29 protein-coding genes are annotated in these 26,148 nt (G+C 68.7%); 15 read left to right on the top strand and 14 right to left on the bottom strand.

Annotated elements, in window-relative coordinates; all coding sequences use genetic code 11:
• Positions 1-44 precede the first annotated feature (44 nt).
• The gene (locus DMP23_RS38650; protein WP_037810969.1) at positions 45-602 is read left to right on the top strand and encodes a hypothetical protein; all 558 of its coding nucleotides are present in this window, start codon (positions 45-47) and stop codon (positions 600-602) included.
• Here DMP23_RS38650 and DMP23_RS38645 read toward each other — a convergent pair.
• Positions 595-1,302: a class I SAM-dependent methyltransferase gene (locus DMP23_RS38645; RefSeq protein ID WP_134665328.1), complete on the bottom strand. Its 708-nt coding sequence runs from the start codon at positions 1,300-1,302 to the stop codon at positions 595-597. The two genes, DMP23_RS38650 and DMP23_RS38645, sit on opposite strands and share 8 nt — an antisense overlap.
• A gap of 28 nt (positions 1,303-1,330) precedes the next feature.
• A complete protein-coding gene (locus tag DMP23_RS38640; protein WP_337823940.1) occupies positions 1,331-2,941 on the bottom strand; it encodes an FAD-binding oxidoreductase in 1,611 nt (536 codons plus the stop codon).
• 16 nt (positions 2,942-2,957) lie between these two features.
• On the opposite strand from DMP23_RS38640, the gene DMP23_RS38635 reads away from it, so the two are divergent.
• The 5 genes from DMP23_RS38635 to DMP23_RS38615 all read left to right on the top strand — a co-directional run bounded on the left by DMP23_RS38635 (position 2,958) and on the right by DMP23_RS38615 (position 7,519).
• The gene (locus DMP23_RS38635) at positions 2,958-3,602 is read left to right on the top strand and encodes a TetR/AcrR family transcriptional regulator (protein ID WP_037810967.1); all 645 of its coding nucleotides are present in this window, start codon (positions 2,958-2,960) and stop codon (positions 3,600-3,602) included.
• Positions 3,599-5,134 carry a glycerol-3-phosphate dehydrogenase/oxidase gene (locus DMP23_RS38630; protein ID WP_337823939.1) on the top strand — a complete coding sequence of 512 codons (1,536 nt, stop codon included), beginning with the start codon at positions 3,599-3,601 and terminating at the stop codon, positions 5,132-5,134. Before DMP23_RS38635 ends, DMP23_RS38630 begins: the two co-directional genes overlap by 4 nt.
• 65 nt (positions 5,135-5,199) lie before the next feature.
• On the top strand, positions 5,200-5,442 hold the full coding sequence (locus DMP23_RS38625; RefSeq protein ID WP_037819875.1) for a helix-turn-helix transcriptional regulator: 243 nt from the start codon (positions 5,200-5,202) through the stop codon (positions 5,440-5,442).
• 2 nt (positions 5,443-5,444) lie between these two features.
• The gene (locus DMP23_RS38620; protein WP_205670063.1) at positions 5,445-6,344 is read left to right on the top strand and encodes an ABC transporter ATP-binding protein; all 900 of its coding nucleotides are present in this window, start codon (positions 5,445-5,447) and stop codon (positions 6,342-6,344) included.
• A complete protein-coding gene (locus DMP23_RS38615; protein WP_337823938.1) occupies positions 6,341-7,519 on the top strand; it encodes an ABC transporter permease in 1,179 nt (392 codons plus the stop codon). The genes DMP23_RS38620 and DMP23_RS38615 overlap by 4 nt, the downstream gene beginning before the upstream one ends.
• Before the next feature lie 59 nt (positions 7,520-7,578).
• Here DMP23_RS38615 and DMP23_RS38610 read toward each other — a convergent pair whose 3' ends face one another.
• Positions 7,579-8,202, bottom strand: coding sequence for a class I SAM-dependent methyltransferase (locus DMP23_RS38610; protein ID WP_337823937.1), 624 nt, complete (start codon positions 8,200-8,202; stop codon positions 7,579-7,581).
• Positions 8,203-8,239: 37 nt separating this feature from the next.
• Here DMP23_RS38610 and DMP23_RS38605 point away from each other — a divergent pair, with 37 nt between their 5' ends.
• Positions 8,240-8,677 carry a MerR family transcriptional regulator gene (locus DMP23_RS38605; RefSeq protein WP_337823936.1) on the top strand — a complete coding sequence of 146 codons (438 nt, stop codon included), beginning with the start codon at positions 8,240-8,242 and terminating at the stop codon, positions 8,675-8,677.
• Here the strand turns inward: DMP23_RS38605 and DMP23_RS38600 are convergent.
• The 4 genes from DMP23_RS38600 to DMP23_RS38585 form a co-directional block, all read right to left on the bottom strand.
• Entirely contained in the window at positions 8,664-10,022 is a 1,359-nt protein-coding gene (locus tag DMP23_RS38600; protein WP_337823935.1) for a cryptochrome/photolyase family protein, read from the bottom strand. The two genes, DMP23_RS38605 and DMP23_RS38600, sit on opposite strands and share 14 nt — an antisense overlap.
• A gap of 63 nt (positions 10,023-10,085) precedes the next feature.
• Positions 10,086-11,402, bottom strand: coding sequence for a citrate synthase (locus tag DMP23_RS38595; protein ID WP_009083788.1), 1,317 nt, complete (start codon positions 11,400-11,402; stop codon positions 10,086-10,088).
• A 191-nt stretch (positions 11,403-11,593) separates the two neighbouring features.
• Positions 11,594-12,535, bottom strand: coding sequence for a carbohydrate kinase family protein (locus DMP23_RS38590; RefSeq protein WP_037819887.1), 942 nt, complete (start codon positions 12,533-12,535; stop codon positions 11,594-11,596).
• A gap of 55 nt (positions 12,536-12,590) precedes the next feature.
• Positions 12,591-13,178 carry a TetR/AcrR family transcriptional regulator gene (locus DMP23_RS38585; protein WP_037369544.1) on the bottom strand — a complete coding sequence of 196 codons (588 nt, stop codon included), beginning with the start codon at positions 13,176-13,178 and terminating at the stop codon, positions 12,591-12,593.
• Between the two features lie 102 nt (positions 13,179-13,280).
• Between DMP23_RS38585 and DMP23_RS38580 the strand changes: the two genes are divergently transcribed.
• The gene (locus DMP23_RS38580; protein ID WP_238604096.1) at positions 13,281-14,426 is read left to right on the top strand and encodes an acyl-CoA dehydrogenase family protein; all 1,146 of its coding nucleotides are present in this window, start codon (positions 13,281-13,283) and stop codon (positions 14,424-14,426) included.
• On the opposite strand, the gene DMP23_RS38575 is transcribed toward DMP23_RS38580, so the two are convergent.
• Positions 14,423-14,785 carry a winged helix-turn-helix transcriptional regulator gene (locus DMP23_RS38575; protein WP_134729413.1) on the bottom strand — a complete coding sequence of 121 codons (363 nt, stop codon included), beginning with the start codon at positions 14,783-14,785 and terminating at the stop codon, positions 14,423-14,425. The genes DMP23_RS38580 and DMP23_RS38575 overlap by 4 nt on opposite strands.
• A gap of 67 nt (positions 14,786-14,852) precedes the next feature.
• On the opposite strand from DMP23_RS38575, the gene DMP23_RS38570 reads away from it, so the two are divergent.
• Together DMP23_RS38570 and DMP23_RS38565 are read left to right on the top strand one after the other, a co-directional pair.
• A complete protein-coding gene (locus DMP23_RS38570; RefSeq protein WP_238604094.1) occupies positions 14,853-15,677 on the top strand; it encodes an NmrA family NAD(P)-binding protein in 825 nt (274 codons plus the stop codon).
• A 5-nt stretch (positions 15,678-15,682) separates the two neighbouring features.
• The gene (locus DMP23_RS38565; protein ID WP_337823934.1) at positions 15,683-16,258 is read left to right on the top strand and encodes a Uma2 family endonuclease; all 576 of its coding nucleotides are present in this window, start codon (positions 15,683-15,685) and stop codon (positions 16,256-16,258) included.
• Positions 16,259-16,287: 29 nt separating this feature from the next.
• On the opposite strand, the gene DMP23_RS38560 is transcribed toward DMP23_RS38565, so the two are convergent.
• From DMP23_RS38560 to DMP23_RS38550, 3 genes are read right to left on the bottom strand one after another with little or no spacing between them, the layout of a single operon-like run.
• Positions 16,288-17,508 carry an amidohydrolase gene (locus DMP23_RS38560; protein WP_337823933.1) on the bottom strand — a complete coding sequence of 407 codons (1,221 nt, stop codon included), beginning with the start codon at positions 17,506-17,508 and terminating at the stop codon, positions 16,288-16,290.
• 20 nt (positions 17,509-17,528) lie between these two features.
• On the bottom strand, positions 17,529-18,032 hold the full coding sequence (locus DMP23_RS38555) for a GNAT family N-acetyltransferase (RefSeq protein WP_043830565.1): 504 nt from the start codon (positions 18,030-18,032) through the stop codon (positions 17,529-17,531).
• A complete protein-coding gene (locus DMP23_RS38550; protein ID WP_337823932.1) occupies positions 17,999-18,904 on the bottom strand; it encodes an aldose 1-epimerase family protein in 906 nt (301 codons plus the stop codon). The genes DMP23_RS38555 and DMP23_RS38550 overlap by 34 nt, the downstream gene beginning before the upstream one ends.
• An 88-nt stretch (positions 18,905-18,992) precedes the next feature.
• Between DMP23_RS38550 and DMP23_RS38545 the strand changes: the two genes are divergently transcribed.
• Genes DMP23_RS38545 through DMP23_RS38530 form a run of 4 tightly spaced genes read left to right on the top strand, consistent with a single transcriptional unit; the run spans position 18,993 to position 21,989 of the window.
• Positions 18,993-19,568, top strand: a complete 576-nt coding sequence (locus tag DMP23_RS38545; protein WP_037819906.1) for a TetR/AcrR family transcriptional regulator — start codon at positions 18,993-18,995, stop codon at positions 19,566-19,568.
• The gene (locus DMP23_RS38540) at positions 19,568-20,383 is read left to right on the top strand and encodes an MBL fold metallo-hydrolase (protein ID WP_134665361.1); all 816 of its coding nucleotides are present in this window, start codon (positions 19,568-19,570) and stop codon (positions 20,381-20,383) included. Before DMP23_RS38545 ends, DMP23_RS38540 begins: the two co-directional genes overlap by 1 nt.
• A complete protein-coding gene (locus tag DMP23_RS38535; protein ID WP_337823931.1) occupies positions 20,380-21,228 on the top strand; it encodes an MBL fold metallo-hydrolase in 849 nt (282 codons plus the stop codon). The genes DMP23_RS38540 and DMP23_RS38535 overlap by 4 nt, the downstream gene beginning before the upstream one ends.
• 8 nt (positions 21,229-21,236) lie before the next feature.
• Positions 21,237-21,989, top strand: coding sequence for an MBL fold metallo-hydrolase (locus DMP23_RS38530; RefSeq protein WP_337823930.1), 753 nt, complete (start codon positions 21,237-21,239; stop codon positions 21,987-21,989).
• Here the strand turns inward: DMP23_RS38530 and DMP23_RS38525 are convergent.
• Entirely contained in the window at positions 21,976-22,701 is a 726-nt protein-coding gene (locus DMP23_RS38525) for an SDR family oxidoreductase (RefSeq protein ID WP_337823929.1), read from the bottom strand. The two genes, DMP23_RS38530 and DMP23_RS38525, sit on opposite strands and share 14 nt — an antisense overlap.
• Positions 22,702-22,788: 87 nt before the next feature.
• On the opposite strand from DMP23_RS38525, the gene DMP23_RS38520 reads away from it, so the two are divergent.
• A complete protein-coding gene (locus DMP23_RS38520) occupies positions 22,789-23,352 on the top strand; it encodes a TetR family transcriptional regulator (RefSeq protein WP_337823928.1) in 564 nt (187 codons plus the stop codon).
• Here DMP23_RS38520 and DMP23_RS38515 read toward each other — a convergent pair whose 3' ends face one another.
• On the bottom strand, positions 23,353-24,783 hold the full coding sequence (locus DMP23_RS38515; RefSeq protein ID WP_337823927.1) for an amino acid permease: 1,431 nt from the start codon (positions 24,781-24,783) through the stop codon (positions 23,353-23,355).
• Positions 24,784-24,792: 9 nt separating this feature from the next.
• The gene (locus tag DMP23_RS38510; protein ID WP_337823926.1) at positions 24,793-25,935 is read right to left on the bottom strand and encodes an aminotransferase class V-fold PLP-dependent enzyme; all 1,143 of its coding nucleotides are present in this window, start codon (positions 25,933-25,935) and stop codon (positions 24,793-24,795) included.
• Positions 25,936-26,148 lie beyond the last annotated feature (213 nt).

Here is a 26,148-nt window from a genome sequence, read left to right as displayed (position 1 = left end):
ATCCGGCCGACCCGTACCCGGGAACCCGGCCGGATTGTTCGTTCGTGCACCTCGACGGTGCCGGCCACGCCCTGGACACCGCGCCGCCGGGGTGGCGTTCGCGCACGCCGGTGCTCGCGTACGGGTCGAACGCGTGCCCGTCGAAGATCACCTGGCTGCGCAGCCAGCTCGGCCTGACCGGGCCGGTCGTCGCGGCGCGCGTGCAGTGCACCGGGCTCGCCGCGGTGTGGGCCGCCGGGCTGCGGCAACGCGACGGCCAGCGCCCGGCAACGCTCACCGCGCTGCCGGGCGTGACGGAGGACCACTTCGTCTGGTTCGCGACGCCGGAGCAGCTGGCGGTGCTGGACGTCTGCGAGGGCCGCGGCAATCGGTACGACCTGGCGATGCTGGACCACGCAGACATCCGGCTGGACGGCGTGCTGCTTTCCGGTGTGCACGCTTACGTCGGTGCCTCGCCGATCCGGTTTCCGTTGCTGGTCAACGGATCCCCAGTTCGCGTCGCCGACGTCGCCCAGGCGGACGCGGCCTCGCTTATCGGCGAACCGGCGGCCGGACACGGTCTCGCCTGCACCGTCCTGCCGCCGGAGCGCACCTTCAGCTGACCCGCGGAATCGCGCGCACGGTGAGGAAGCCGAGCGGTTCCCGAGCGAGTCGGGCGTGCCGCTCCGGATCGACCAAGGCAGCTTCGTCGGACGGACGTCCCTCGCGCAGTTGCTCGATCAGGAACCCGGCCTCGCGCAATTCCTCGCAGGTGCGTTCCAGCGGAGCCAGCCAGTACCGCACCTTCCAGCCGCGGCTCCAGACCTCCTCGATCACCCGGACGTCGAAGTAGTTGCCGCCGTGCCGGAGCCAGTCGCCGGTCGGATGCTGCCTCGACAGCACCAGCGCGCCGCCCGGCCGCAGCACCCGGCGGAACTCGCGCAGCGCGCCGACCCGGTCGTCCACATACTCCAGCGCGAGGGCGAAGAGCACCTGGTCGACCGACGCGTCCGGCAGCCAGCTCAGCGGTTCGGCCAGGTCCTGAACGCGGAACTCGCCCGCCGGCACCCGCTCGCGGCTCAGCTCGACCATGCGCGGGCTGAGGTCGAAGCCGGTCACTCGTGCGCCGCGGGCGGTCAGTTCTTCGGCGTAGAGGCCGGGACCGCACGCGGCGTCGAGGACGTGTTGCCCGGCGACGTCGCCCAGTAATTCGAGGCAGGCCGGACGGTCGTAGTGCGCGTTGTAGAACCCGTTCTGCGCGTGGTCGAGGAATTCGTCGGCGAACACTTCGTATTGCGGAAAGGAACCCACTGCATCGCTCACCCGCGCCAGTCTGCCCGCGCGGGCGCGTTCAGCCGAGCAGTTTTCCGGGGTTCAGGATCCCGGTCGGGTCCACCGCGGACTTGGCCGCGCGCAGCACGTCCAGCCCGATCCGGCCGATCTCCGCCTCCAGGTACGGCGCGTGGTCGACCCCGACCGCGTGGTGGTGGCTGATCGTCCCGATGCCGGTGATCGCCTCGCACGCCGCCGCTTTCGCGCGCTGCCACTGTCCGACCGGATCGGTGTCGTCGCGCGAGGTCAGCACGGTGAAGTACAGCGAGGCACCGGTTTCGTAAGCGTGCGAAACGTGGCACATCACGATCGCCCGGCCCAGCGAGGCCACCAATGCCGCGCGCACCGCGTCGTGCAGTTCGTCCAAATTGGACCAATACGCCGCGGTCTCGAGGGTTTCCACGCACACGCCGAGATCGAGCAACGCGTCGCGCTGCCGAGGGCCGTTGAACCGGCCGTGCCGCCAGGATTCGCCGAGCACCTTGCCGATCCGCACGGCACCGGAACACTTCAACATCGCTGACGTCCGGCGGCGACGCCGAGCGACGTCGCCTTCCCAGCCGACGATCAGCAGGCACGGGTTCTTGATCCCGCGCGCCGCCAGGTACGTCTTGAGTGCCGTGGTCTTCAGCCCGGCGTTGAGCGAGAACGACACGTTCGTCTCGTCCACATCGGACAGCCGGGTGACGTCCGCAAGCGCGTGGTCCTGCGCGAGCTTCCGGACCGCCGCCGCTCCGGCCTCCCAGCCGTCGACGATCCAGCCCTCGTAATGCCGCTGCTCGGGCAACGGCCGGACCCGCAGCGCGACCTCGGTGATCACGCCGAGCGTGCCCTCGCTGCCGACCGCGAGCTGCCGCAGATCCGGTCCGGCCGCGGACGCCGGCGCGACGCCGAGCCGCCACTCGCCCTTCGGCGTGGCCAGCCGGACCCCGGCGACCATGTCCTCGAACCGGCCGTAACCGGACGACGCCTGCCCGGCCGAACGCGTGGCCGCGAAGCCGCCGATGGTCGCGCGCTCGAACGACTGCGGCACGTGGCCGAGCGTGTATCCGTGCGCCGCGAGCAGCCGCTCCGCCTCCGGGCCGCGCACGCCGGCCTGCAGCACCGCGATCCGCGACACCGGGTCCACCGACACCAGCTCGTCGAGCCGCACCAGGTCCAGGACCACCACCGCGGCCTTGTCGCCGCGCAGCGCCGCGACCCCGCCGACCACCGACGTGCCGCCGCCGAACGGGACCACCCCGATGTCGTGCCGCACGCAGATGGCCAGCACGGCCTGCACCTGGTCCGGGTCCGCGGGCAGCAGCACCGCGTCCGGCACCGGCACCTCGTCGCCTGCCCGCGCATGCAGCAGGTCCAGATAGGACAGACCACCGGTGCGGCCGAGCCGCTCCTGAGGATCGACCAGCACGTGGTCCGCGCCGAGAAGTTCCTCGAACTCGGTACGGACGGGCACAGTCAGCGCGGAGTCCGCGACCGGCCTCGGAGCGCCGGTTTTCCCTCCTCGATCCGGGCCGACCTGGCCGATACGCTGGCCAAGCCACCGGACGGCGCGGTCGGGCAGACCGGCCGAGGCCGCGCCTTGTTCGGTCCACGAACGCCGGATGCGGTGGTTGATGAGATCGCTCACGACTACAGTGTGACACATGGACGTCAAACGTCACTCCCGCCCGGGAGCGGCCCCCTCCGCACTCGCGGACGCCCGCAGCCGCCCGACCTCGGCTCGCGTCGCCGACGACGAGCTCCTCGACGCCGCGCGCCAGTGCGTGCTCGCGGTCGGCGTCCGGCGCACCACGCTGGCCGAAATCGCCCGAACCGCGCAGGTCAGCCGCATGACGGTGTACCGGCGGTTCCCCGATGTCCGCAGTGTCCTCGCCGCGCTGATGACGCGCGAGTTCAGCGGCCTGCTGCAACGGGTGACCGAGACCGGCGACCAGACCGCGCACGCGCGCGACCGCATCGTGCACCTGGCGGCGGCCAGCGTCGGCGCGCTCTCGGCCGATCCGCTGTTCCGGACGCTGCTGGACGTCGACGCCGAGCTGGTGCTGCCGTACATCGTCGAGCGGCTCGGTGCGACTCAGCACTTCGCCGAGCACGTGCTCCGAAGCCTGCTCGAAGAAGGGCACCGAGACGGCTCGGTGCGCGTCGCCGGGGTCGCCGCGCAGGCGCGTTCGGTGCTGCTGGTCGTGCAGTCGTTCGCGTTCTCGCTGCGCCCGGCAACCGCCGACGTCGACGAGGCCGCGCTGCTCGCCGAATTCCGGCATCTGGTCGAATCGGGGTTGAAACCATGAGCACCGGATCCCTCAACGCGCGCCGCCGCGAGCGCGAACTGTCCCGGCTGGTCGACGGCGAACGCGTCGACATCCTGGTGGTCGGCGGCGGGGTCACCGGCGCGGGCATCGCGCTCGACGCGGCCGCGCGGGGGCTCTCCGTCGCGCTGGTGGAAGCGCACGACCTCGCGTTCGGCACGTCACGCTGGTCCAGCAAACTCGTGCACGGCGGATTGCGATACCTCGCGAAGGGCGAACTCGGGCTTGCCCACGAGAGCGCCGTGGAGCGCGGGATCCTCATGACGCGCACCGCGCCGCACCTCACGCGCGCGATGCCGCAGCTCTTTCCGCTCTATCCCGGCACTTCCGCTGCGCAGCAGGCGTTAATCGCCGCCGGCCTCCGGGCTGGCGACGGGCTGCGGCGGGCCGCGCGTACCCCGTCGTCCGTGCTGCCCGGGCCGCGCCGGATCCCCGCGGCCGAGGCGCTGGCGCTGTCCCCCGGACTCGCCCCCGGCGGCCTTCGCGGCGCCCTGCTGGCGTACGACGGCGCATTGGTTGACGACGCGCGCCTCGTGGTCAACATCGCCCGTACCGCGGGGTTGCTCGGTGCTCGGATTCTCCCGCGCTTGTCGGCGGTTTCCTTGTCTGGCAACGAGGCTCAGGTAAGTGATGGCACTTCGTCGTACACGCTGCGCGCGCGGCAGGTCATCAACGCGACCGGTGTCTGGGCAGACACCCTGACTGACTCTGTGCAGCTACGTCCGTCTCGCGGATCGCACGTGGTGCTCGCGCCGGACACGGTGCGGGTCGGAGCGACGTCGGTCAACATCCCGGTTCCCGGCGAGACCAACCGGTTCGTGTTCCTGCTGCCGCAACTCGACGGACGGGTCTACTTAGGACTCACCGACGAGCCGATATCCGGCGGAGTCCCGGACGTCCCGACGGTTCCCGAGTCCGATGTGGACTTCCTGCTGTCGACGGCGTCTTCGGTCCTGGACCGCCCGTTGACCGCTTCCGACGTGATCGGTTCCTACGCCGGATTGCGGCCGCTGGTCTCCGGTTCCGCCGGACGCAGCGCGGATCTCTCGCGGAAACACGCGGTAGTCACCGGTTCCGACGGCGTACTCACCGTGGTCGGCGGGAAGCTGACGACGTACCGACGCATGGCCGAGGACGCCGTCGATGCCGCGTTGACGCACGCCGGATTGCCCGCTGGCCCGTCGCGGACCTCGAAGCTGCCACTGCTCGGTGCCGCACCACGCGCGCGACTGTCGCTTGTGGACGCTCCTGCGCGGTTGGTGGCCAAGTACGGCACTGAAGCACCCCGCGTGGCAGCGCTCGGCGAACTGGAGCCGGAATTCGCGGCCCCGCTGTGCGCATCGACGGAAATCACCGCGGCCGAGGTGGTGTGGGCCGTCCGCCACGAGGGCGCGGCGACCGTCGAGGATGTCCTCGAACGCCGCACCCGGCTGGCCCTGGTCCCGGCCGACGCTGAAGCCGCACGCGAGCGGGTGGCGGAACTGGTGGAGAAAACACTGGCCGGACTGTCCTGAAAACCCCGGACAACTACCGGCAAGGCAGCTTGACGGGTCGTTGGGTTTTTGCAACAGTGCGGTCCATGAGCCCGGTGCGGCGTGGCAAGGTGCTGCCGATCCACAACCGGCTGGCGGGGTTGCGTGCGGAGCGCGGGATGAGCCGGGCGGAGCTCGCCGGGGCGGTCGAGGTCAATCCGCAGACGATCGGAGCGCTGGAGCGCGGGGACCATTATCCCAGTCTCGACCTGGCGTTGCGCATCTGCGCGGTGTTCGACCTGCCGGTGGAGGCCGTGTTCAGCCGTGCGCCGCTGGAGGGGGACGCGTGACGCTGGAGATCGACCGGATCAGCAAGCGGTTCGGCACGAAAACCGCGCTCGACGGCGTGAGTTTCACCGCGGCGCCCGGCGAGTTGTTCGGGTTCGTCGGCAGCAACGGGGCAGGCAAGACCACCACGATGCGGATCGCGCTCGGCGTGCTGGCCGCCGACTCCGGCGAGGTGCGGTTCGCCGGGCGGCCGGTCACGCACGACACCCGCGCGCAGATCGGGTACATGCCCGAAGAGCGCGGTCTGTACCCGAAAATGAAGGTCATCGACCAGCTCGTCTACCTCGCCGAACTGCACGGCCTCAGCACCAACGACGCACACCGCGCCGCCGAACTGTGGATCGCGCGGCTTGGGCTCGGGCCGCGGCGCAAGGACGACATCCAGAAGCTCAGCCTCGGCAATCAGCAACGCGTGCAGCTCGCCGCCGCGCTGGTGCACGACCCGGCGCTGCTCGTGCTCGACGAGCCGTTTTCCGGCCTCGACCCGCTCGCCGTCGACGTGCTGAGCGGCGTGTTGCGCGAGAAGGCGGCGACGGGTGTGCCGGTGGTGTTTTCCAGCCATCAGCTCGACCTCGTGGAGCGGCTGTGCGACCGGGTCGGCATCATCCGCGACGGCCGGATGGTCGCGGTCGGCACCGTGGACGAGCTGACCCGCGACGCGGCACGTCGGTTGGTGGTCACCGCGCCCAGCGCCAATCCTGGTTGGGCGACAACGGTTCCCGGTGCCCGCGTCGTCGAAAACCGCGGTAGCACGACGGTGCTGGAGCTGTCGCCGAGCGCTGACGACCAGGCCGTGCTCGCCGCCGCGCTGGCCACTGGCCCGGTGACGGAATTCAGCCACCGCCGCCGTACGCTGGCCGAGCTGTTCCGCGATTCCGTCGCCACGCCGGGAGCACCTCGATGAACCGGATCCGTCCCACCCGCGCGGTGCGGCTGGTGGCCAAACGGGAACTCAACGCGCGGCTGCGCACCCGGTCCTTTGTGGTCAGCACCGCGGTGATGCTGTTGCTCCTGCTGGGTTACGTCACGCTGCAGGTGTTCCTCGCCCACGACCGGTCGACCACGAAAGTCGCGCTCGCCGGGCAAGCGCAGGGCATCGCCACGCAACTGGAGAACAACGACCGGAACCTCAAGATCGTCCTCGTACAGTCCGAATCGGACGGACTCACCCAGGTCCGCGACGGCGACGTCGACGCGCTCGTGTCCGGCAGCGCCTCCCGGCCAAGGGTGACCGTGAAGTCCACTTTGGACTCTAAGCTGCGGACGGCGCTGGACGCCATCGCACAGCAACAGGTCCTGGACGCTCAGCTGTACTCCGCGAACCTCGACCCCGCCGCCGTGCACCAGGCCGTGTCCGCCACCCACGCCGACGTCCAGGCTCTCGAACCGGCGGATCCGCAAGCCCAGACGAAACTCGTGACCGGGATCGTGGTCGCGATTCTGTTGTACGTCAGCATCATGACGTATGGAATGTTCGTCGCGCAGGGCGTGGTCGAGGAGAAATCCAGCCGCGTGGTGGAGATCCTGCTCGCGACGGTCCGGCCGGTGCATTTGCTGCTGGGCAAGGTCATCGGCCTCGGCTTGGTCGGGTTGACCCAGCTCGCGATCCTCGCCGCGGCGGGTTTGGTGGCCGGCGGCGTTTCCGGAGTGTTCTCGATTTCCAGCGTCGCGTTGGGGACGCTGGGCTGGGGTCTCGTCTGGTATCTGCTCGGCTTCCTCCTCTACGCCATGCTGTACGGCGCGGCTGGTGCTCTCGTGTCCCGCCAGGAGGACACGCAGGCCGTCGTCGGGCCGGTGAATATCGCGTTGGTCATCGGCTTTGTCGCGGGGATCAACCTGCTGACGCAAGCACCGCAGGGGGCAGCGACGCGGATCGTGTCGCTGATCCCGTTGCTGTCGCCGGTTCTGATGCCTGCCCGGATCGCGCTCGGCACGGTCGAGGCTTGGGAAATCGCGCTGTCGCTGGTGCTGACGGTCGCGCTGATCGCGGTGGTCACCTGGGCGGGGGCGCGGGTCTACCGGAACGGGGTACTGCGCGTGGGCAGCCGGGTGCGGCTGGTTGACGCGTTGCGCCGTTAGGACCGGTGGACAGTCCCGGGGCCAAGGAGGCCCGGGTGAGTTCGATCCGGCGGACGTGCTCAGTCAGACACTGCCAGTACGCACACGACTGGCGGATCCAAGTCGAGCGTTTCGGTGCGGAGCCGGGAAAAGCCAGCCTCCGCGAGTACCCCGGTCAACTCCTCGACCACCGCGGCCGACGTGACACCAGGCTGCCGTGGTTGAGATACCAGTGCGATGCGCCCGCCAGGACGCAACAACCGGGCCAGTTCGCGCAGCCGGGCAACCGGCTCCGGCCACATGCCCATCGTGTTGACGGCCAACGCGGCGTCGAACGGCCCCTCGCCGAACGCCAGATTCTCGACCGAAGCGCACACCAAACGCACCCGTCCGGCCCGGACCGCCGACCGGTTTCGGTGCCGTGCTTGCCGAATCATCACCGACGAGTGGTCGACGCCGACCACCAGCGCCGCCCGGTCCGCCAGTGCGGCAACGGCCACTCCCGGACCGCAGCCGAGTTCGAGAACCCGTTCGGACGGCTGGATGTCGAGCAACCGCACCGCCCACCGATTGCGCGTCACATTCGACGACCGCCGCCCCATGATCAATCCGGCGACGTGTCCCGGAATCCCGGCCGGCCGGTGAAACTGCGCGATCCCGCCACGCGGGCCCCACCAGCGCAGAGCGCGCTCCAAAACGTTCATGGGGCGAGCGAACCACTTCGAGTACGCTTGAAGTCAAATGACTGCCACCCTGTCCATCAGCGAACTCGCCGAGCGCACCGGCGTACCGACGAGCGCGCTGCGTTACTACGACGAACTCGGTCTCGTGCGCCCGGCGGCACGGGAAGCGGGCCGGCGGCGTTACGGCGAGTCCGCGGTCAAGGACGTCGGTGTGCTGCTGTTCTTCCAGGAAATCGGCTTCACGCTGTCCGAAATCGGCCGTTTCCTCACCGGAGAACAGCCGGGTCGGCAGGAAATGATCGACGGCAAACTCGCCGAACTGACCGAGCAGCAACGCCGCATCGAGGTCGCCCGCGCCGCGCTCGAACACGGACGACACTGTCCGGCCAGCGATCCGCTGAAGTGCCCGCGGTTCTGGACGATCATCGAGGAACGGCAACGCGGCCTGTCGCTGGCGGAAAGCCACGAACGGGCGCATGACACTAAGACCCCGTAATCGCCCCGTACCGCTGCAACGCGACCTGCCGCTCTTCCGCGTGGTCCACGATCGGCTCCGGATACCCCTCCGGCCGCTCCTTCAGCACGTGCACCGCTTTCCCTTCCACGCCACGCAATTCCGGCACATACCGGCGCACGTAATCGCCCTGCGGGTCGAATTTCTGGCCCTGCGTGGTCGGATTGAAGATCCGGAAGTACGGCGCGGCGTCTGTCCCGGAGCCAGCGACCCATTGCCAGTTCAGTTGATTCGACGCCAGATCGCCGTCCACCAGATGTTTCATGAAGTGCCGCGCGCCCCACCACCACGGCAGATGCAGGTCCTTCACCAGGAAACTCGCCACGATCATCCGGACCCGGTTGTGCATCCAGCCTTCGGCCAGCAGCTGCCGCATTCCGGCGTCGACGATCGGGTAGCCGGTCCGGCCTTCGCACCACAGCGCGAACATCTCCCGCGCGGTTTTCCCGGTGTCGTAACGCATTCCGTCGAACCGCCGGTCGTAGTTCTGCCGCGCGGTTTCCGGTCGGTTCCACAGGACGTCGGCGTGGAACTCGCGCCAGCACAGTTCGGACCGCAACGCCTGCGCGCCCTCGGAGCGTTTCCCGGCCAGGTCGGCCAGCATCGTCCGCGGATGGATCGCGCCCCAGCGCAGGTAGGGCGAAAGCCTGGTGGTGCCACCATGATCCGGACGATCGCGTTCAGTCGCGTAATCCGCGAGACCGTCGGAAAGGAACTCCTGCCACACCGCCAACGCGGCGTCCTCCCCCGCTGGCGGAAGCTCGCACTCCACCTCCGGAGTTTCCGGCAAAGGATCCGAAGAAGAAGGCTTGACCCAGTCCACAATAGACACATCGGTGTCCGCCGGACGGGGCCAGCCGTGCTGCGCCCAAGCGCGGTAGAACGGAGTGAACACCCGATACGGGGTACCGTCCGGTTTCGTGACCCGCCCCGGCGTCACGGCATACGGAGAACCTGTCGGAACCCACTGAATTCGATGCTCTGCCAAGGCTTCGGCCACGGCATCGTCACGCTCGCGTCCGTATGGTGCGGTATCCGCGGAGACGTGCACCGCTGCCGCCCGGATCTCCTGTGCCGCGGCCACGACCTCCCGCACCGGATCGCCGTGGCGCACCATCAGCCGGCCGGACAACGCTTTGTCCAGATCCCGCAAGGAATTCAGGAGGAACGCGACCCGCGGCGAACCGGCTGGTTTGAGGAGCCGGTCGTCGAGCACGTACAGCGCCAGAATGTGCTTGCTGTGCTTGGCCGCCTCGAACAGTGCGGCGTGGTCGGCCAACCGGAGATCCCGGCGGAACCACAGCACGACCGGCGCTTCCATCGTCATGCCGTACAACGATAAACGCCCCGCCGCGCAACAGCACGGCGGGGCGTTTCACCAAGCAGCGGCTCAGCGCTCCGACATCGGGGTGTAGTCCCGGGAGGCGTAGCCGGTGTAGATCTGGCGCGGACGGCCGATCTTCGTCTGCGGGTCGTTGATCATCTCGCGCCAGTGCGCGATCCAGCCGGGGAGCCGGCCGAGCGCGAACAGCACGGTGAAGAACTTCGTCGGGAACCCGAGCGCGCGGTAGATCAGACCGGTGTAGAAGTCCACGTTCGGGTACAGCTTGCGCTCGACGAAGTAGTCGTCGGAAAGGGCGGTTTCCTCGAGCTTCTTGGCGATGTCGAGCAGCTGGTCGCCGCCCTTGAGCTTGCCGAGGATCTCGTCCGCGGTGTTCTTGATGATCTTCGCGCGCGGGTCGTAGTTCTTGTAGACCCGGTGCCCGAAGCCCATGAGCTTGACACCTTTTTCCTTGTTCTTCACGCGGTTGACGAACGTCGCGACATCGCCGCCGTCGTCGCGGATGCCCTCGAGCATCTCCAGCACCGCCGCGTTCGCACCGCCGTGCAGCGGGCCGAACAGCGCGTTGATGCCCGCCGAGATGCTGGCGAACAGGTTCGCCTCGGACGAGCCGACGAGCCGCACCGTGGAGGTGGAGCAGTTCTGCTCGTGGTCGGCGTGCAGGATGAACAGCAGGTCGAGCGCCTTCGCGACGTCCGGGTCGACCTCGTACGGCTCGGCAGGGAAGCCGAACGTCATCCGCAGGAAGTTCTCGACCAGGCCCAGCGAGTTGTCCGGGTACAGCAGCGGCTGGCCGACGGACTTCTTGTACGCGTACGCCGCGAGCGTCGGCACCTTCGCCAGCAGGCGGATGGTGGACAGCTCGACGTTGGGCTCGTCGAACGGGTTCAGCGAGTCCTGGTAGAAGGTCGACAGCGCGGAAACGGCGCTGGACAGCACCGGCATCGGGTGCGCGTCGCGCGGGAAGCCGGAGAAGAACGCCTTGAGGTCTTCGTGCAGCAGGGTGTGCCGCTGGATCCGCTCGGTGAAGTCGGCCAGCTGGGCCTCGGTCGGCAGCTCGCCGTAGATGAGCAGGTAGGACACCTCGATAAAGGTGGACTTCTCCGCCAGCTGCTCGATCGGGTAGCCGCGGTAGCGCAGGATGCCCGCATCACCGTCGATGTAGGTGATGGCCGACGACGCGGCGCCGGTGTTGACGAACCCGGGGTCGTAGGTGATGTACCCCGTCTGCGCCAGCAGCTTTCCCAGCTCGATCCCCGGCGCGCCCTCGACCGGGTTGACGACCTTGAACTCGTGCTCGCCACTCGGCAGGCGCAGCGTCGCGGTTTCGCCGCCGGACTGCCCCGCATTCGTCGCGTCGGACATGCAGGTCCCTCTCACGTTGGGCACGGGACGGCGGCGCCTGCAAGGTTCCGCAGTAGCCACGTGTTCACGCGAGGAAACACGCGCCTCGCTGCACACCGCCCCGCTGGGTATGAATTCACCACTACGCTAGTCGAAGGGTGGGTCAGTCCGCACTCGCTGCGTTGCCCCAAAAGGCCCCATTGGGACCAGGTTCACACGGTGGCCGCCATATCCGCGGCGGTCGGCGGCTCCGCTCCGCTGCGAGAGACCGTGATCGACGCCGCTTTCGCCGCATAAGCAAGCGCTTCGGTCCACGCGCCGGCGTCGAGTGCGGCCAGGTCGCGCACGGTGCGCTCGTGCAGCCAGGCGAGCAACGCGCCCTGCACGGTGTCGCCGGCGCCGATCGTGTCCGCGACCTCGACCTTGCGGGACGGAACGTGTGCCAGCTCACCAGCCGAAGTGATCACAGACAAGCCGTCCGCGCCCCGGGTGAGCACGACGGCGTCCACACCGGACTCCACCCACGTTTTCGCGGCGGCCACCGGGTCGGCCCCCTCGGCGAGCCACGCGGCGTCGTCGTCAGAGATTTTCAACAGCCGCACGTCGGGCAGCCACGAGGCGAAACGCGCGCGATAGGCCGCCGGGTCGGCGATGAGCGCCTCCCGGATGTTCGGGTCGAGCACGGTCAGGGTCCCACGCGCGGATTCGCGGCGCAGAATCTGCTCGTACGCGCTCGCGCCGGGTTCGAGCACCATGCCGAGCGTTCCGAGCGACAGCGCGGTGGTTTCTTCCGGCAGCGCACCGGGATCGGAAACCAGCCGATCGGCGGTTCCCTCGACGTAGAAGGTGTATTGCGCGGCGCCGCGTTCGTCGAGCGCGACGACGGCGAGCGTCGTCGGCTCGTTGCCGCGCTGCAGCAAGGAAGTGTCGACGTTCGAAGCGGTAAGGCGATTCGCCAACGCGACGCCGAACCGGTCGGTGGAAATCCGGGACAGGAACGACGCGGGAACGCCGAGCCGGGCCGCGGCGAGCGCGACGTTGTATGGACCACCGCCGAGCCGGGGCAGCAGCGCGCGCAGCCCACCGTCCACAGTGGAATCCAACGGTTCGCCAGGAACGAGGTCGACCAGCGCCTCTCCACCCACCACGATCACAAGCGGCGAGTGTAGAGGAACGGGCTCTGACAATTCCTGTCCCGATGCGGACAAATCAGTTCTTGTCGAGCCCGCCGAGCAGAAGTTCGCCGAGCGCGGTGAAAGCTTCCGCGTCGGACACGTCGGTGCGCCTGCCGAGCACGCCGGTCTGAATGCCCTCGATGATCAGTCCGGTCATTTCGGCCACGAGCCGCGCGTGCACGTCGCGGAACACTCCGTCGGCGACGCCCTTGTCGATGAACGCGCGGATCCGGCGCGCGGCGGCGCGGCTGTTGAGCTGATAGGTGTCACGGGCGGGCGCGAAGGCGGCGATGTCGGCCATGAACTCCGGCGACGCCCGGTTCAGGTGCTCGGAGACGCCGGAGAGGTACTCGCCGATCAGCTCGCGCGCGTCGTCGATGCCCGCGATCCGCTTTTCCAGGCGTTCGGCGGCGTCGCGGAAGAAGTGCGCGACGACCTTGACCGCGAGCTGCTCCTTGCTCGGCGCGAGCGCGTACAGCGTCGACTTCGAGCAGCGGAGCCGGGCGGCCAGGTCGTCGAGCGTGAAGCCGGCGAAGCCCTCCGCCAGGAACAACGCCTCGAGCTCGCGCAGCAGCGCCTGCTGCCGCGCGGTGGGCCGGCGACGGGCTTCAGGGGTGGACATCACGTCACTATCTCCTACCGATCAGGGACAGTCCCGCTCCGGATACGGTACTCTCAATCATCCGTCAGTACTGTTTTCAGTACCGCCGCCTGGGAGGAAGCCATGCCGGTCGACCGTCTGCTGCCGACGCCGGAGTCCGAAGACCTGCTCGCACTCGTCACGGAAATCGCCCGTGACGAGCTGAAACCGCGCGCTTCGGCCGACGAGGAGGCCGAGAAGTTCCCGCGCGACCTGTTCACCCTGATGGGCAAGTCCGGACTGCTGGGCCTGCCGTACCCGGAGCGCTGGGGCGGTGCCGAGCAGCCGTACGAGGTCTATCTGCAGGCGCTCGAGGAGATCGCCGCCGCGTGGATGAGCGTCGGCGTCGGGCTGTCGGTGCACACGATGTCCTGCTACGCGCTCGCGCACTACGGCACGGAAGAACAGCAGGACCGCTGGATGCCGGACATGCTGGGCGGTTCGCTGCTCGGCGCGTACGCCCTGTCGGAAACGCACGCCGGCTCGGACGCGGCCGCGCTGTCCACCCGCGCGCGGCTTTCCGAGGACGAGTACGTCGTCAACGGCACGAAAGCGTGGATCACCCACGCCGGAGTGGCGGACTTCTACACCACGATGGTCCGCACGAGCGACGACGGCGGGCACGGCATCTCCTGCCTGCTTGTCGACTCGTCGACTCCGGGCCTGTCGGCGGCTCCGCGCGAACGGAAAATGGGCCTCACCGGGTCCCCGACGGCGCAGATGCTGTTCGAGGACGCCCGGGTCCCGGCCGACCGGCTGATCGGCGGCGAGGGTGCCGGCCTGAAGATCGCGCTGTCGTCGCTCAGCTCGGGACGGCTCGGGATCGCCGCGTGCGCGGTGGGCCTGGCGCAGGCGGCCCTGGACGAGGCCGTGGAGTATGCGAAGGGCCGCACGCAGTTCGGCCGCCCGATCGCGGATTTCCAGGGCTTGGAGTTCCTGCTGGCGGACATGGCGGCGACGGTCGAGTCGGCCCGCGCAACCTACCTGGACGCCGCTCGCCGCCGCGACCGCGGCCTGGACTTCCAGCGGCATTCGTCGATCGCGAAGCTGGTGGCGACGGACGGCGCGATGAAGGTGACGACGGACGCGGTCCAGGTCCTCGGCGGTGCCGGGTACACGCGGGACTTCCCGGTGGAGCGGTACATGCGGGAGGCGAAGGTGCCGCAGATCTTCGAGGGGACGAACCAGATCCAGCGGATGGTGATCGCGCGTTCCCTGAAGAACGCCTAGTCTTTTCTGTCGTCATAAGCCACGCGGGCGGCCTGCACGCGGCCCGCGTTGGCTTTCGACCAGTCGGCGATCGCACTGGTCAAGGCCCCGACGTCCCGGCCCAGATCGGTCAGCGCGTACTCCACGCGCGGCGGGATCGTCGGGTAGATCGTGCGGGTGACCATTCCGTCGCGTTCGAGGTTGCGCAGCACCTGGGTGAGCGATTTCTGTGTCACGCCTTCGACGCCGCGGCGCAGTTCGGTGAACCGCAGCGGGCGTTCGTACTGGCGGAGGAGACCGAGGACGTAGAGCGTCCACTTGTTCGCCAGCACGTCCATCACGGTGCGCGAGGGACACGCTTTCGCATACTTGGTATCCATTGGGTACCTATGGTTCGTTGAGGTGCCTTCTTCACAGACGATACTGGCGGCGAGCAGTCTTGGTCGCATGATCTTGGTTACCGGTGCCACCGGAAAAATCGGCAGCGAAGTCGTCCGCCTGCTCGGACCTGTCCGGACGCTCGTCCGCACCCCTTCGGGCGGGGCCGATGAGGTGGTCGGCGATTTCGACCGGCCGGACACCCCCGACGCGGCACTGCGCGGGGTCGACACCCTCGTGCTGATCGGGCCCGCGGTGGCGTCGCAGCTGACGGTGCTCGACCGCGCGGCCGCGAACGGAGTGCGGCACGTCGTGCGGGTCACCAACCACAAGGCTGTTGACGATTCGCCAGTCGCCCGGCGGCGGGAGCACGCGCGGATTGACGCGCACCTCAAGGCGTCCGGGATGGAGTACACGCTGCTGGCGCCGAACTTCTTTATGCAGAATCTGCTCGCCCTCGCACCGGAGATCGCGGCGACGGGCGGCTTTTCTTCGTCCGTGGGCGATGGCCGGATCGGAATGATCGACGCCCGAGACGTCGCCGCCGCGGCTGCCACGATCGCGACGGCCCCGGCGGAGCATGCCGGGCGGACGTATCTGCTGACTGGGCCGGAGTTGGTCACGTTCGCCGACGTGGCCCGGGAGTGGGCTGCGGTTACCGGCCGCCCGGTGGAGTACCGGCGGATTTCGGCTGCGGAGCACCAGGCGGTGATGGAGTCGAACGGGGTGCCGGAGGCGGGGTCGAATGCGCAGGTCTTCGAGCTGCTGGCGGCCGGGGACGGGGCTTGGCTGAGCGACGATTTCGCCGCGGTGACCGGGGGTTCGCCGCGGGGGTTGGGGGCGTTCCTGGCGGACTGTGTTGGCGGAAAGTGTCGTACCCCTCGCTTACCGTGAGCGGCATGGACACCAGGACACTTCCGCGGCAGTTGCTCTCGATCAAGGAATACCTCGCGCTCGGCGAGGTCGAGCCGGGATTCACCGAACTCGTCGAAGGCCGTCTGGTCTTCTCTCCGTCGCCGGGCGCATGGCACAACCACGCGACGTACGCGCTCGCCTTCCAACTGCATGATCAGCTGCCGGACGAGTTTTCCGTGGTGCCACGCGTGGATATCGATCTAGGGCTCGCGCCGGACGGGGCACCAGGTTTTTCCCGGTGCCCCGATCTCCTGGTCACCACGTCTGCCGCGATCGCCCGGACTCCCGAGGAGGACGCACTCCGCGCCGAAGACCTCGTCTTGGTGGTCGAAGTCGCGACGCCGGGGTCGAAACGCACCGACTACGTTATGAAGCACAAGGAGTACTCCGACGCCGGAATCCCGTTCTACTGGATCCTCGACCTCGACGACCCGGTCTCCCTGGTCGCCTGCCACCAGGCCGGGGAGCTCGGCTACCGGAGCTCCCCCGCCGTCACGGGGAAATTCCGCACCGCCGAGCCGTTCCCGTTCGAGCTGGACCTCACCGCGCTGCTCGGTTGAGGCGGCCGGCCAGGCCGCCTCAACCGACCTCAGCGAGCTTCCCGGTACCGCCGATCCGCCGAAACGCCCTCGCCGGTCGTCTCGTCGAAGTGGTAGGCCTCCTGGCCCCGCACGAACACCCGCATCGCGCGGTTCATCACGTCCAGCGGGTCGCCGGACCACAGCACCACGTCCGCGTCCAGGCCGGGCGTCAGGGTGCCGATCCGGTCGTCCAGTCCGAGCATCTGCGCCGGGTGCAGCGTCAGGGCCTTCAGCGCGGTCTCCGGGTCCAGGCCGTCCTTCACCGCCAGTGCGGCTTGGTACACCAGGAAGTTGATGGGGATGACCGGGTGGTCCGTGGTGATCGCGATCTTCACCCCGGCGCGCGCGAGGATGCCGGCCGAGCGCAGGGTGCGGTTGCGCAGTTCCACCTTGGACTTCGTGGTGAAGAGCGGGCCGAGGATCACCGGGACGTCGCGTTCGGCCAGCAGGTCCGCGATCAGGTGGCCTTCGGTGCCGTGGTTGATCACCAGTTTGTAGCCGAATTCGTCGGCCAGCCGGATCGCGGTCACCATGTCGTCGGCGCGGTGCACGTGCTGGTCCCAGTACAGCTCGCCGTCCAGGACCTTCGCCAGGGTTTCGTTCGTCAGGTCCGTTTCGAACGGTTTGCCCTCGGACCGCGTGTGCTCGCGCTTTTCCTGGTAGTTGCGGGCCTTCGTGAACGCCTCGCGCAGGATCGCGGCCACCCCGAGCCTGGTCGAGGGCGTGACCTTCTTCTCCCCGTAAACCCGCTTCGGGTTCTCGCCCAGCGCGCTCTTCACGCTCACCTGCTCGGCGAACACCATGTCCAGAATGGACCGGCCCCACGTCTTCACGCCGATGGTCTGCCCGCCGATCGGGTTGCCCGACCCCGGCTTGATCACCACGCTCGTGACGCCGCCCGCCAGCGCGTCGTCGAAGCCCGGTTCGTACGGGTCGATCCCGTCGATCGCGCGGAAGCGGGCGCCGTTCGGGTCGGTCATTTCGTTGGTGTCGTTGCCCGCCCAGCCCTCGCCGTCCTCGTGGACGCCGAGGTGCGCGTGCGCGTCGATGAATCCCGGCAAGACCCAGCTGCCGGACGCGTCCACCAGTTCCGCGTCCTCCGGCACCTCGACGTCGGCCTCAGCCCCGACGTGGGTGATCCGGCCGTCTTCGATGAGCACGGTGCCGCCCTCGATCGGAGCGGCGCCGACGGGGACCACATAGCCCCCGACAATCGCCTTGTAAGCCATAGTTTGACACGCTAACGAACTCACCCGGGTTCGCGCATCCGGGGTTTTTCCAGGTGCACCAACTGATAGTCCGCCTCCGGCGACCGATGCGTCTCGCGGTAACCGAGCTTTCGGTACAAATAGAGCGGCCCGGCCGAACGTTCGCCGGTGAACAGCCGGAACACCGTCACCTCCGCCGGGGTCGCCTCCTCCGCGGCTGCCAGCAGCGCGGTGCCGAGTCCCTCGCCCTGACGATCCGGCGCCACCACGAGCCTGCCGATCTCGCCGACCGGGCCGGACACTCGCATCCGCACGCTCGCCACGAGCCTGCCGCCGTCGCGGAATCCCCAAACCGTGATCGACGGGTCGGCGATGGCCGCGCGCACGTCGTCGAGGGTGTCCAGCAACGGCGGCAGGTCGAAGTTCTGGTGCGCCCGCGCCTCGGTGATGTACGCGGCTTGCTGCAGGGTCAGCAGTTCGCCCGCGGCGGCCTCGGTCAGCAGTTCGAGTTTCACGGGACCCGGATTCCCCAGCTGCCCGTCCACGACGTCGCCGGTTCCAGTTCGATCAGGTCGGTGCCGGTGTTGAGCGCGTCCGCCGGGCAGGTCATCGGCTCGATCGCGACCGCGCGGCCGCGGCCGACCAGGTCGTCCGGCGTGAACACCTGCACCCAGCGGAAGTCCGGACCGGTCCAGACCACCAGCTGGCGGTCGCCGTGGGACAGCACGTAGTGGTGGGTGCCGTCCGCGGCCAGTTCCGGCCCGCCGAACGCGGTGTCCAGGTCGACGCCTTCGAGCAGCTTGCCCTGCCGGAAGTCGTATTCGGTGCCCTCGACGTCCTGCTCGTCCGCGTACGGCATCTGCTGATCGCCCTCGTACGGCCGGACGCGCGTGGCGGGCAGCGTGAGGGTCAGCTCGTCGGTCGGCGCGTCGCCGATCCGGAAGTACGGGTGGGTGCCGACGCCGACGCCGATCGGCTTCTCCCCTTCGTTGCGGATTTCGTGGGTGATCACGAGCTCGCGCGGCTGCAGGTCGTAGGTGATCGTCGCGCGCAGCGGCACCGGCCAGCCGGGCTGGACCTCGACGTCGATGGCGAGCGTGATCGACGTTTCGGCGTGCTCCAGCAGCTCCCACTCCTGGTGCCGGGTCAGGCCGTGGATGGCGTTGCCGCGCGCTTCCTCGGTGATCTCCAGCTGCTGCTCTTCACCCTCGAACTCCCACCTGCCGCCCTTGGTGCGGTTCGGCCACGGCAGCAGCACCTGGCCGAGTCCCTTCGGCGGTTTCTCGTCCTCGGCGAACGTCTCGACATACGGCACTCCGCTGATCTCGAACGCACGCAGTCCGGCACCGATCTCGGTGATGACGGCGCGCGCGTTGCCGCGGGTGATCTCGAACTGCTCTCCGGTGGGGTTCGCCATGGCGCTGAGATTACCGATCGGCCGCGCCGCGCGGGCACGCCTCGAAACTAACTAGACCGGTCGTCATAGTTTGAGCTACGGTAGGCGCATGGTCAACCGCACCGACACGCGCCGCCGGATGCTCGAATCGGCGGCTGAGCTGTTTCGCACCCAGGGCTACCACGCCACCGGGATGACCCAGCTCGTGTCCGAAAGCCGGGCCCCGAAGGGCTCGCTGTACTTCCATTTCCCCGGCGGCAAGGAACAGCTGGCCGCCGAGGCGGTGCAGCTTTCCGGGGAGCGGCTGGCCGGGCAGTTCCGCGAAATCACCGCTGGCGCACCGGATCCGGCCACTGCCATCGATCTCATCGTCACCGCACTCGCCACCTCACTGTCCGAATCGGACTATCGCTGCGGCTGTCCCATCGCGACTGTCGCGTTGGAAGCCGCCGACAGCGAGCCAATCCGTGCCGCCTGCGACCAGGGTTACGAAGGCTGGCTGCGGGATATCTCCGCCTACTTCACCTCGCACGGCCTCGCCGAGGACCGTGCCGCTTCGCTGGCGACGATCGTGCTGTCCGCGATCGAAGGCGCGCTGCTGCTCGCGCGCACTCGGCGGGATACCGCGCCGCTGCAGGCCGTCGCCGCCCACCTGCACACCACCGTCGAACGGGAGTTCGCCTAATGCGCGTACACCACTTCAACTGCGGCACCATGCGTCCGATCGGCGGCAAGCTGGTCGACGGAAAACCCGGGCTGCTGCGCCGCGCCACCCTCGTGTGCCACTGCATGCTGGTCGAAACCGGCACCGGACTGACGCTCATCGAGACCGGAATGGGTTCGCCCACCGTCACCGACGCCGCGCGCTGGCTCGGTCCGCGCTTCCTGCGCACGTCGAATCCGATGACGGACGAAAGCGAAACCGCGCTGAGCCGCATCCGCGCGCTGGGCTTCGACCCGGCCGACGTCCGCGACATCGTCCTCACCCACCTCGACCTCGACCACGCCGGCGGCCTCGTCGACTTCCCGCAGGCGCGCGTGCACGTCTACGGCAAGGAACTCGACGCCTACCGCGCCGGAAACCCGCGGTACCGCGATGTCCAGTTCCGGCACGGTCCACAGTGGAAGTCCTATTCGGACGCCGGCGACAGCTGGTTCGGCCTCGACGCGGTCCGCGAGCTGGACGGGGTCGAGGGCGTCGCGCTCGTGCCGCTCGCCGGGCACACCGTCGGACACGCCGGGGTGGCTGTCGACACCGGGTCCGGCTGGGTGCTCAACGCGGGTGATTCGTATTTCTTCCACCGGGAGATCGACGCCGAGCCCTATTGCCCGCCTGGATTGGCTATGTTCGAACGGCGGGTCCAGACGCTGCCCGGGCCCCGGCGCGAGAACCAGCGCCGGTTGCGCGAGCTGCGCCGGGACCACGCCGACGAGGTGACCGTGTTCGCCTCGCACGACCTGACCGATTTCGTCCGGCTCAGCGAGAGGAGCACGGTATGAAGGTGCACCACCTCAACTGCGGCACGATGCGTCCGCTCGGCGGCAAGGCGCTCGACGGCCGCCCCGGGATGCTGCGGCGCAGCACGATCGTGGCGCACTGCCTGCTCGTGGAGACCGCCGACGCGCTCGTGCTGGTCGACACCGGGTTCGGCACTCGCGGGGTCACCGAATCGCGGCGCTGGCTCGGCGGTCCGTTCATGGCGATGGTCGGGGCGAAGCCGACCATGGAGGAAACCGCGGTGGCGCAGATCCGCGCGCTGGGCCACGATCCCGCCGACGTCCGGCACATCGTGATGACCCACCTCGACGTCGACCACGCCGGCGGGCTCGCCGATTTCCCCGACGCCACCGTGCATGTCCGCACCACCGAACGCCGCGCGGCGGACAACCCGAAGAGCTTCCCGGAGAAAACGCGATACCGGGCCGAGCAATTCGCGCACAGTCCACTGTGGAGCACCTACGACGAGGCCGGCGAAAACTGGTTCGGCTTCGACACGGTGCGGCCGCTGCGCGGTCTGCCGCCGGAAATCCTGCTCGTCCCGCTGCCCGGGCACACGCACGGGCACTCCGGCGTCGCGGTCGACACCGGCGACGGCTGGCTCCTGCACGCCGGCGACGCGTACTTCTTCCACGGCGAAGTCGCCCCGGTCAGCCCGCATTGCCCGCCCGGCATGCGCGCGTTCGAGGTCCTGAACCAGATGGACGGCTCCGCTCGCCGCGCCAACCTCGCCCGGCTGCAGACCCTCGCCCGCGAACACCAGGACGAGGTCTCGGTGTTCAGCGCGCACAGCCCGGTCGAATTCCAGGCACTGCGCCGGAATACCGCGCAACCCTCCGCGAGTTGACTACCCGCATGACGCGCATCCGGTACGTCGGCGGTCCGACCGCCCTCATCGAGTACGGCGGGACCCGCCTGCTCACCGATCCCACCTTCGACGGCCCCGGCGATTACCCGATCGGTGCCCGGAAGCTGGCGAAAACCGCTGGTCCCGCGGTCACCGCGGCGGAGGTCGGCGAGGTGTCCGCGGTGCTGCTTTCGCACGACCACCACCCGGACAACCTGGACGCGGCGGGGCGGGAGTACGCCCTCGCCGCCCCGCTCGTCCTGTCCACCGCCTCGGCGAGGGAGCGGATCGGCGACCCCGTGCGGGCGCTGGCGAACTGGGAGTCGTACAACCTCGGCGGCGTCCGCGTCACCGGAGTGCCCGCGCAGCACGGGCCCGACGGCAGCGAGCATCTCGTCGGCGAGGTCACCGGTTTCGTGCTCGAAAGCGAGGGCCAGCCGACCGTTTACGTCAGCGGGGACAACGCTTCCCTCGACGTGGTGCGGCAGATCGCCGAGCGCTTCGAGCGGATCGACATCGCCGTCCTGTTCGCGGGCGGAGCGCAAACTCCGCTGGTCGGCGACGCCTACCTCACGCTGCCCAGCGACGACGCGGCTGAGGCGGCCCGGATCTTGAACGCGCGTCAGGTGGTCCCGCTGCACTTCGAGCACTGGGCGCATTTCACCCAGGGCCCGGACACCCTCCGACCGGCTTTCGCGCAGGCCGGGCTCGAGGAGCGGCTGCATCTGCTCAAGCCGGGAGAAGAGGTCAGCTTCCAGTAAGCACGAACCCTCCGTCGACGGTGATCACCGCACCGGTGACGAAACGGTTTTCCATCAGGTACACGTTGGTCGCCGCGACCTGCTCCGCCTCGCCGACCGATTTGGTCAGCGTTCGTTCCGTGAACGCGGCGACCATCGCGTCCAGCTGCGGTTGCGGAAGACCGTCCCACATCGGCGTGTGGACCGGCCCCGGGCGAACGGTGTTGACCCGCACCGGGGCCAGGTCGACGGCGAGACCGCGCGCCAGCCCCTCGACCGCGCCGACGGAACCGGCCGCGAGCGCCGCGCCAGGCGTCGGGCGGACGCCGATGATCCCGGACGTCAGCACGATCGAACCGCCCGGGCGGATCTGCGGCGCGGCGTGCTTCACCGCGCTGACGACTCCCCAGAAACGGACGTAAAACAGGCTCTGCACGGTCTCGAGAGGCAGCTCTGTCCAAGGCCGCTGATCCAGCGTGTCACCCGCGGTGTACACGAGATGGTCCAGCGCGCCGACGTGCTCGAACAGGGCCGCGACGTTCGCTTCGTCGCGTACGTCGGTGACGAATCCTTCGCAGGAATCCGGCAATTCCGCGAGCGCCGCGTCCAGCCGTTCCTTGCCGCTCGCCGCGATCGTGACGGCCGCGCCCGCTTCCGCGGCGGCCTGAGCGGTCGCCAATCCCATCCCCGAGCTGCCGCCGATGACGACAACCCGCTGGTCAAGCAAAGACATGTGGGGTCCTTCCCGAAGGTGATGACTCAGTGAGACATCAACAGTAGCAGTGATGACCCACTGTGTCATCACTGCTAAGATGGCGGCATGCCGCGCTGGGATCCCGAAGCCAAGGAGCGGCTCCGCGCGGCCGCGCTGGAGCTGTTCGCCGAGCACGGCTACGACAACGCCACGGTCACGCAGATCACCGAGCGCGCCGGGCTGACCCGCCGGACGTTCTCGCGCTACTTCGCCGACAAGCGCGACGTGCTGTTCGCCGGGTCGGAGCGACTCCCGGACGCGATGGCCGACGCGGTCCGACGCGCCGACCCCGCGCTGCCGCCGTTCCAGGCGGTATTGGCCGCGATGGTCGACGCTGGCGATTTGTTCGCCGGCCTGGTTTCGCATGCCGCGCAACGCCGGGCGATCGTCGCGTCCAGCCCGGAGCTGCAGGAACGCGAGCGGACGAAACTCGCGGCTGTCACCGCCGCGGTCGTCGAAGCACTGCAGGAACGCGGGGCGACCGAATCGAGCGCGAAGATGCTCGCGCAGGTCGGTATCGCGATCTTTCAAACCGCGTTCGAGCGATGGACCGAACAGCCCGATGGCCCGAATTTCGCCGAACAGGCGCGGAAGGCGGCCGACGAACTCGCCGCCCACCTCACCCCGTGATCAGGCTTTCTCGCGCACCAGCGTCGAATCTTCCAATTCCACTTCCGCGGTCTGTTTCGTCCGACCGGTCATTCGCAGCACCAGGTAGGCCACCACGAGCAGGACGAAGAAGGGGATTCCGAACTTCCACGCCGGGTCAAGCCCTTCGATCCAGAACGTCGAAATCAGTACGGTGGCAAGGAAAGCGATCACCACGACGTTCACCACCGGCGCGCCCCACAACCGCACCGGCGACGGCGGCAGCCCGGCGCGGCGACGGCGGATCCGGAACGCCAGGTGCGTCACGAGAATGATCATCCACACGACGAGCGCGGCGAAGATCGAAATGCCGAACAGCACGAGGTACGCGTTGGAATCGGAATTCTTGGACAGGATGGTCGCGATCACCAGACCGGCAGTGGACAGCACGAGCGCGTTGCGCGGCACTCCAGAACGCGTCAGCCGTCCGGCCCAGGCCGGGGCGAATCGGTGCTCGGCAAGGGAATGCAGCATGCGCGTCGTGAGATAAAGGTTGGTGTTCGCGCTCGACAACGCGGCGGTCAGGACCACGAAGTTCATGATCGTTGCCGCCGCCGGAACGCCAGCAGCCTGGAAGACGCGGACAAACGGGCTGGCCGTAATGGACCCGCCTTCGCCGGTGACCGTCCACGGCACCACCAGCACGACGATGAGCATCGCGGCGACGTAGAAGATCGCCAGCCGCACCACCATGGCCCGGGCCGCGCGCGGAATGTCGCGAGTCGGGTTTTCCGATTCGGCCGCGGTCACCGAAACCACCTCGGTGCCGATGTAGCTGAACAGCACGAACACCATGGCCAGCAACAGACCGGACACGCCGTTCGGCAGGAATCCGCCGCCCGCGCTGAGATTCGCGAGACCGGGCGCGGGCGCCTTCGGCAGGCCGAAGAAGACGAGAATCAGGCCGAGCGCGACGAACACGAGAATCGCGCACACCTTGATCATCGCGAACCAGTACTCGAACTCGCCGAAAATGTGCACCGCCGCGCCGTTGACGACGATCACCAGCAGCGAGAACACCGCGACCGGAACCCACAGCGGAATCTGCGGCCACCAGAACTGGACGTACACGCCGGCCGCGATCGTCTCGCCGCCGATCGCGATCACTTGCATCGCCCAATACGCCCAGCGCACCACGAATCCGCTGCCCGCGCCGAGATACTTGTGCGCGATGCTGCCGAACGCGCCCGCGGCCGGGTGCACCACCACCATTTCCACCAGCGCCCAGGAAATCGCCAGCGCGACCAGTCCACAAAGGACGTAGGCGAGCACCACGGCCGGTCCCGCGTGCGAGATCGCCAGGCTCGATCCGAGGAACAGGCCGGTGCCGATGGCCCCGCCGATTCCGATCATCGTCAACTGCCTGCTGCGCAGCCTCCGCTGCAACCGGTTCGGGGACGGGGACTCGGCCATGTCTGCTCCCTACTGGCTCGCCCGGTACTCGGCGATCGCCGCGACGACGGCGTCGAGATCGGACTCGACGTTGTAGTAGTGCAAGGACATCCGCAGCACGTCGCCGCGGGCACTGCACACGATCCGCCGCCCGGCGAGGAACGCTGCCAGCGCGTCGGGATCCCGGTCGGCCAAGGCGACGAGCGGACCGCGTCGCGCGTCGTCCAGCGGGGACCGAAGCTGTTCCCCAGCGTCGAGCAACCGCTGCTGCAGCTGCCCGGTCAACAGTCCAATGTGGTCACGGACCCGGTGCGCGTCCACCTGGTGCACCAGCTTCAGCCCGGCGACCGCGCCGTACGCGGACGGGATCGACGGCGTCCCGGTCTCGAAACGGCGCGCATGCTCGGGGTAGTCGAGGTGCCGCGGGTCGAATTCGAACGGGTTCGTGCGGCCGAACCAGCCGGTCAGCGGCGGGGAAACCGCGTCGCGCAAGCCTGGCCGCACGTAGAGGAACGCGATCCCGGAGATTCCGAGCAGGTATTTCAGGCTGCCGCTGACGAGGTAGTCGCAGCCGAGTTCGGTCACGTCGACCGGCTCGACGCCGAGCCCCTGATACGCGTCGACAAAGCTCCGCGCGCCGTTTTCCCGGGCCAGCGCGGCGACTTCGCGCACCGGGAAACGCAAACCGTTGGCGTAACTGACCAACGGGACGGACACCAGTCGCGTCCGCTCGGTGATGAGCGCGGCGTAATCCTCGGTGTCGACCAGCCCGTCGTGGTGCGCGACGAACTGAACGTCCGCGCCGCGCCCCTGCTGAGCGAGCCAAACATGGCCCAGCGAAGGGAATTCGAGGTCGGTCGTGACAATTCCCGGCCGTTCCGACCACGTCTGGGTGGACGCGACCTGGTACGCGCCTTCGGACGCGGACGGCACCACGGCGATGTCGTCCGGGTCCGCGCCGATCAGCTGGGCGAACAAGGCCCGCGCCTCGGCGACCTTCGCCATCCACTTGTCCCACGGCGCCCCGTGCTCGCGGATCGTGTGCTGGAACTCGAAAAGCTCCGCGGTCAGCACGTCCGACAGCGCGCCCTGGCTGCAGCTCGCGAGGTGCACCGAGTCGGCGAAGGCGGGGAAATGCGCCCGGAAAGCGGCTGGGCTGGGCTGGTCGGTCACGACACTCCGTTCCTTGACTGGCGGGCGACCGGTCCGTTCGCCACCGTAACGGCGCGAGCACCGTGCGTCGATGCTCCGTCTGGCTCCAGACGCCCTGGTCGGGGCTCCGCGTTCACTCTGACTGATCTCTGGCAGCTATTCCGTCAGTGCTGCTGAAACCGGTACTGTAGATATGGCCTTCCGCGCTGTCAACGACCGTCAAGGATCCGCAAT

It is taken from the genome of Amycolatopsis sp. A1MSW2902 (assembly GCF_017312175.1).
GTDB classification, from domain to species: domain Bacteria; phylum Actinomycetota; class Actinomycetes; order Mycobacteriales; family Pseudonocardiaceae; genus Amycolatopsis; species Amycolatopsis nivea.
Note: the sequence above shows the minus strand (reverse complement) of the source record. Positions and strands in the feature narration are given on the sequence as shown.